Source organism: Mycobacterium sp. E802, assembly GCF_001666875.1.
Lineage (GTDB): Bacteria > Actinomycetota > Actinomycetes > Mycobacteriales > Mycobacteriaceae > Mycobacterium.
In genome coordinates this window covers 76,730-82,729 of record NZ_LZJD01000067.1, presented here as the reverse complement: position 1 = coordinate 82,729, position 6,000 = coordinate 76,730, and the positions used below count along the sequence as shown (strand labels likewise).

Genomic DNA, 6,000 nt, shown 5'->3' with positions numbered 1-6,000 from the left:
GCCAGCCATTCGCCCGTCCTCCGCCGCGGCCGGTCGTCGTCCCGCCCCGGTCGAGTGCGGGCGGCACCCGCACCGATCGACCCCTTCGCTCCGCCGCCCCCGGCCGACCCGATGGCCCCGGTCGATCCCATGGCCGCACCCGCACCGATCGACCCCTTCGCTCCGCCGCCCCCGGCCGACCCGATGGCCCCCGTCGATCCGATGGCCGCACCGGCGCCGATCGTGCTGGACGTGCCGCCGCCGCCTCCCCCGGCACCCGAGGATCCTGCCCCGGTCGCCATCTGAGAAATCACACCTGTCGGTCGATGGTGCGCCACACCCCGTCGGCTAACGTCGGCGTGTGATCGTGCTCCTACCTCCGTCGGAGACCAAACGCGCCGGCGGGGACGGACCGCCGGTCCAGCTGGACCGCCTGAGCTCGCCGGAACTGACCCCGCTTCGCCGGTCATTGATCGACGAACTGGTCGCGCTCGCCGCGGATCCGCCGGCCTGCCGCACGGCGCTGGGTATCTCGACCGCCCAGGATGCCGAGATCGAGCGAAACGCCGCGCTTCTGCGAGCACCCACCATGCCCGCCATCGAGCGGTATACCGGCGTGTTGTACGACGCGCTCGATGTGGGCTCGTTGCGCGGGCAGGCCGTCGCCCGCGCCCGCACGCGGTTGGCGGTCGGTTCGGCACTGTTCGGGCTGCTGCGCGCCGACGATCCAGTGCCCGCCTACCGGCTGTCGGCATCATCGAAGCTGCCCGGCCAACCCGGCCTGGCCAAACGCTGGCGACCACTCTTGGAGCCGGTGCTGGCCGACCTGTCCAGCCGGGAGCTGATCGTGGATCTGCGCTCGGGCTCGTACGCCGGGCTGGGCCGAATCCCCGCAGCGGTCCGGGTGCAGGTGCTCGCCGAGCATCCCGATGGCCACCGCACCGTGGTCAGCCACTTCAACAAGGCACACAAAGGCCACCTGGCCCGGGCCTTGGTGAGCTCACGCGCCGAGCCGGACAGCGCGGCAGCGGTTGCGACGGTCGCCCGCCGGGCAGGTATGAACGTCGAACGCGACGGCGATGAATTGACCTTGCTGGTTCCGGCCGGTTGATTCCGGTGGTCAGATCGCCTCGAACGGCTCCCCGTCGAGCGCGGTGGAGGGGCGGCCGTCCGGACCCTTCGGCACATCGCCCACCAACGTCACCCGGTACAGCCGGCGGTCGTGCTCACCGGTGAGATCTGACGGCGCGAGATGGACGGTCGAGCGGTTGTCCCAGAACGCGATGCTGCCCGGCTCCCACTTGAACCGCACGGTGTACTCCGGGCGTACCAATTCGTCGTAGAACAGCCCGAGCAGGCGGCGGCTCTCATGCGGGGACACGTCGACGATGTGGCTGGTAAAGCCTGGATTGACGTAGAGCGCCTTCTCCCCGGTTTCCGGATGCACCCGCACCACGGGATGCTCGGTCAACAGCGGGCGCCGGTTCACCCGTCGCCGATAATCCTCGGTGGCCGTCGTACCGTCCGGTGGGGCGAATCGGTGTACTGCCCGCAGCCCGTCGGCCAGCCGCCGCAACGGTGCGGACAACCCGTCATAGGCTGCAACGGTATTGGCCCACTGGGTGTCTCCGCCGTAGGGCGGGATCACCTCCGCCCGAAGGATCGACGCGGCAGGCGGATTCACCGCCGCTGTCACGTCGGCATGCCAGTTCGCCTTGTCGAAGCCACGACTGCTGCCGTAACGGGCCTTGAACCGGTCGGCGAAGATCGGATAGATCGTCGGATAGTCCGGGTCCGGGATCGAATCGAACAGGGGATGCGCCGGCGTCGGGGATCCGAAGGCCCGGGCCAGGCGTAGGTGATCATCGTGACCGATGAACTGGTCGCGGAAGAAGACTACTTTCCACTTGAGTAGCGCAGCACGGATTTCGGCCACGTGCTCGTCGAGTAACGGTGCGGTGAGGTCGATTCCAGCGATCTCGGCGCCGATCCACCCGGACTGTGGCCGGACGGTGAGAGCTGATGCCAATTGCGTCATCTGTGTCCCCTGATTAGGTTCGGTTCGTTACGAATTGAGTGATTTCGGTGTGACGCCGTCGAGTTGGTTCTGCGCGGTGACGATGTCGTTGTAGCGACCGTCCACATACGGCGCGACGTCGACGTGGGTCTTGATCGTCCCCGTCTCGTGCAGTCCGTCGGCGACGGTTTGGAACAAGGCCGTGGAATCCGCATCGATCGGGTAATACGACGCGATCCCGTCCTCTTCGTAGAGTTTTCTGCCCTGCTCGAAGGTGATCCCTTGCACTTTGACGTAGTACTGGTCGATCCACTGATCGGCGTGGGTGTCCTTCCAGTTGTTGGCTGCCACCGCCCGCCCGACGTAGTCGCCGATCGCCGCCACCTTGGCCGGATCGTCGAGTATGTCCTTGCGCACGATCAACGTCTGGATGCCGGTGTTGATGCCCTTGCCGTCACCGAGGATCGGCGGTTCCCCCAGTTGGTAGTACTGGTTGCCGAGCACGATGGCGGCATCGACCGCACCGGCTGCGAATGTCGGAACCACCTCTGCCCCAGCCAATTCCACGGGCTGCACATCGGTCTTCAAATCCAGTCCGTGACGCTTGAGCAACGCCGCGGTGATCATGTGGCGGCCGGAACCCGGCGGGTACGCCACCCGTTTGCCGCGAAGATCCTCGATGGTCTTCACCCCGCTGTCCGGGCGGGCCACCAGGTAATAGCCGCCGCTGGTACCGGGATTGGCCTGCAACCCGATGGTCACCAGGTCGGTCACGCCGCTGTCCACCGCGATCGGTACCGGCGCCTCACCGATCGATCCGACGTCGGCAGCCCCGGAGCGCAGCGCCTCGATGACCGCTGCGCCGCCACTGAAATCGGCGAAATCGACCTCATAGGGCGTGCCCTGCCCGGCATTGGCCAGATTCCACGGCAGCGATTGCGTGCCGTTCTGTTCGGCGACGACCAGTTTGGTACCCGGCGGCACCTCGGAGTCGGTCGCGATCTTCACCGTGTCGATCGCATCGCCGCCCTCGTCGTCGGAGAGCCCACAGGCACTGAGCAGCAAGGGAATCAACAGCAGCGCGGCAGATTCACGCCACACTCGACCACCAGATGGCATCTGACCTATTCCTCGTCTTCGGATACACCGAGTTCGGAGAGCAATCGCCTTCGCAGCGTGGCGAATTCGTGGGTGTCACGAGCCCGCGGCTTCGGCACCGCGACCTCGACATCGAGCGAGATGACCCCGTCGGTCAGCACGATCACGCGGTCGGCGAGGGCGATCGCCTCGTCGACATCGTGGGTGACCAACAGGACGGCGGGTGTGTGCCTGCGGTACAGGTCCATCAGCAGTCCGTGCATCCGGATTCTGGTCAGTGCATCGAGTGCACCGAACGGCTCGTCGAGCAACAGCAGCTGAGGCTCCCGCACCAGTGCTCGAGCCAGCGCCACCCGCTGCGCTTCCCCACCGGACAGCGTGCGCGGCCACACCTTGGCCTTGCCGGCCAGGTTCACCTCCCCGAGGGCGGCCACGGCTCGTTGCCGCACAACGCCATTGGCGGGCAGCCCGATCGTCACGTTGGCCAGCACCCGCTGCCACGGCAGCAACCGCGGGTCTTGAAACACGATCGCACGTCGCTCGGGCACCCGTAGGTAGCCGTCCACGTCACTGTCGAGGGCGCCCAGGGCCCGCAAGAACGTGCTCTTGCCCGAACCGCTGCGGCCCAGCAGCGCGACGAACTCACCGGTCCGCATCTCCAGGTTCAACCCGTCGAGGATCACGTTGTCCCCGAATCGTTTCCGGATGTCGCGGGCGATGACCACCGACGACACACCGACGGCGCTCTCCAGGGAGTCACTCACCGTCATAGGCCCGCCTCCAGCTGAGCAGCCGACCTTCCAGGAAGCGGACCACCAGGATCGATATCAGACCCAGGATCGCGTAGACCGCGATCAGCACGAACACGACGTCGATCTGGAAATACTCGCGGGCGTCGGTCATCATCCGGCCCAGCCCCTTCTTGGCGTTGATCGTCTCGGCGAAGATCAACGACAACCAGGACGCCGTCAGCGCCAGACGCAGACCGACGAGGAACCCGGGCAATGATCCGGGAATGATGACGCGGTAGATCATCTCGGCGCGGCCGGCCCCGAAAGAGCGCGCCGCCTCCACGAGTGCCGCATCGACACTGCGGATCGCGCTGAAGGTGTTGATGTAAATCGCGACGGCGACCGCCAGGGTGATCAGCAGGATCTTCGGCACCTCGCTGATCCCGAACCAGACGATCAGCAACGGCACCAGCGCGAAGTTCGGGACCGCCCGCAGCACCTCCATATTGGCGTCGACGAAGTTCTCCCCGATGCGGGACAGACCGGAGATCAACGCCAGACCCAGCCCGAGCGCGACGCCGAACACCAGCCCGTATCCGACCCGCAACAGGCTGGCCGTCAGGTGCTCCTGAAACGTCCCGTCCGCGATCAGAGCCCATGCCGCCGCGAGCACCCGGGTCGGCGGCGGCACCGTGCGCTCGTCGAAGATGCCGACGGTGGACAGCAGTTGCCACAGCCCGACCAACAGCACCGGTCCCAGCAGGCGCTGGACCGACCGCGGCACCGGCGGCTTACGTTGTACCCGCCGAACCGCGGCCCGTGGATCGACCAGACCGGATTCGCCGACGCCGGCCGTGCCGCGGCCCGGCCGCGACAACACCGTGGCCATCTCAGGCGGCTCCGAAGTAATCGCCCGAAATCGATTCGGAGGCAACACCGTCAGGCCCGACCGGCACGTCACCGACCAACGTGATGCGGTGCAACACCCGGTCGCCTTCGACATGCTCGAAGTCACGCGGCGCCAGGTGCAGGGCGGCACGGTTGTCCCAGAACGCCACGCTGCCGGGCTCCCACTTGAACCGCACCGAGTATTCCGGCCGGGCGATCTCCTCGAACAGCAGATCCAGCAGGTGCCGGCTTTCGCGGGGCGAGAGATTGACGATCTCGCGGGTGAAGGACGGGTTGACGTAGAGGACCTTCTCCCCGGTCTCCGGATGTACCCGCACCACGGGGTGGATGGTGGCCAGCGGATTGCTGCGCACCAAATCGCCGATCTTCTCGGTGCTGCGCTCGGCCGACGTTGTGGAGCCGAAGCGGTGCTCGGCGCGCAGGTCGTCGAGCAAGCTCTGCACGGACGGAGAAAGCCCCGCGTAAACCGCAGCGACATTGGTGAACTGGGTGTCGCCACCGTAGTCGGGTACTCGTTCGGCCCGCAGGATCGAATGCGACGGCGGGTTGATCAGCGGTGTGACATCGGCATGCCAACCCGGACCGTTGGGACTCTGCCGCTTGCGGTACTTCGTGCCGTACCGGTGATCGTAGGCAGCGGGTGAGACCGTGTGGACCTGCGGGAATCCGACTGGGGCAGAGTCGCCCTCGTACGGATGCCCCGGCGTCACCTCACCGAACTGTGCGCCGAACGCGATCTGTGAAGCGTGGTCGAGATCCTGCCCACGGAAGAAGACCACCTTCCACCGGTGTAGTGCCGCCCGGATCGCTTCGATATGGTCGGCGGACAGCGGTGTCGACAGATCGATCCCCTCGATCAGGGCGCCGGTGAAGCCCGACAACGGAGTCACCTCGACCTGGGCGGAAACAGAAGAAGGCATGGCCACGCTCCCCTCGAAAGCGGCTGCTACAACGACTGCTCGACGCTAACCAGGTTGTCCGTGAGGCTTACCGGTTTGAATCGGCGTGACTGGAATGGCGAGCAAATTTCATTGCCGCTTTGCGGCTGTCGTCCACATCAACGGGTTCTGGCGAATACCCGGGTGTCACCCACGGTGCCCGGCATCGTCGTGCACAATATGACCTCGCGTCAGCGCCCGTCGTCTGTGCCACGCCCACCACACCGCCGTTTCCGGGAGCAAGCTTGGTCACCTGCCCAGTTTCCACACCGCAGCCGCTGTATCCGCCGACTCGTGGTGGACGGCACCGAAAGGCACCGCAGCGGCG

Annotated in this window: 7 protein-coding genes; 2 read left to right on the top strand and 5 right to left on the bottom strand. The window is 66.4% G+C overall.

Translation table 11 applies throughout. From position 1 onward, the window contains the following. The coding region (locus tag A5699_RS10330; RefSeq protein WP_231965672.1) for a hypothetical protein at positions 1-285 on the top strand (285 nt) is incomplete at its 5' end. 55 nt (positions 286-340) lie between these two features. Then, positions 341-1,090: a peroxide stress protein YaaA gene (gene yaaA, locus A5699_RS10325; protein WP_067768826.1), complete on the top strand. Its 750-nt coding sequence runs from the start codon at positions 341-343 to the stop codon at positions 1,088-1,090. Positions 1,091-1,099: 9 nt separating this feature from the next. On the opposite strand, the gene A5699_RS10320 is transcribed toward yaaA, so the two are convergent. From A5699_RS10320 to A5699_RS10300, 5 genes are read right to left on the bottom strand one after another with little or no spacing between them, the layout of a single operon-like run. Further along, a complete protein-coding gene (locus A5699_RS10320) occupies positions 1,100-2,017 on the bottom strand; it encodes a TauD/TfdA family dioxygenase (RefSeq protein ID WP_067768824.1) in 918 nt (305 codons plus the stop codon). A gap of 27 nt (positions 2,018-2,044) precedes the next feature. Beyond that, on the bottom strand, positions 2,045-3,097 hold the full coding sequence (locus tag A5699_RS10315) for a PhnD/SsuA/transferrin family substrate-binding protein (protein ID WP_231965671.1): 1,053 nt from the start codon (positions 3,095-3,097) through the stop codon (positions 2,045-2,047). Between the two features lie 23 nt (positions 3,098-3,120). After that, positions 3,121-3,864, bottom strand: coding sequence for an ABC transporter ATP-binding protein (locus tag A5699_RS10310; protein WP_067768822.1), 744 nt, complete (start codon positions 3,862-3,864; stop codon positions 3,121-3,123). After that, on the bottom strand, positions 3,851-4,714 hold the full coding sequence (locus A5699_RS10305) for an ABC transporter permease (protein WP_067768820.1): 864 nt from the start codon (positions 4,712-4,714) through the stop codon (positions 3,851-3,853). The genes A5699_RS10310 and A5699_RS10305 overlap by 14 nt, the downstream gene beginning before the upstream one ends. A 1-nt stretch (position 4,715) precedes the next feature. Continuing rightward, positions 4,716-5,654 (bottom strand): TauD/TfdA family dioxygenase, encoded by a 939-nt coding sequence (locus A5699_RS10300; protein WP_067768818.1) that lies wholly within the window; start codon positions 5,652-5,654, stop codon positions 4,716-4,718. Between the last annotated feature and the right edge of the window lie 346 nt (positions 5,655-6,000).

Coding starts and splice junctions, on each gene's coding strand:
- A5699_RS10300 (WP_067768818.1), bottom strand. CDS start 5,654: ATGCCTTCTTCTGTTTCCGCCCAGGTCGAGGTGACTCCGTTGTCGGGC.
- A5699_RS10305 (WP_067768820.1), bottom strand. CDS start 4,714: ATGGCCACGGTGTTGTCGCGGCCGGGCCGCGGCACGGCCGGCGTCGGC.
- A5699_RS10310 (WP_067768822.1), bottom strand. CDS start 3,864: ATGACGGTGAGTGACTCCCTGGAGAGCGCCGTCGGTGTGTCGTCGGTG.
- A5699_RS10320 (WP_067768824.1), bottom strand. CDS start 2,017: ATGACGCAATTGGCATCAGCTCTCACCGTCCGGCCACAGTCCGGGTGG.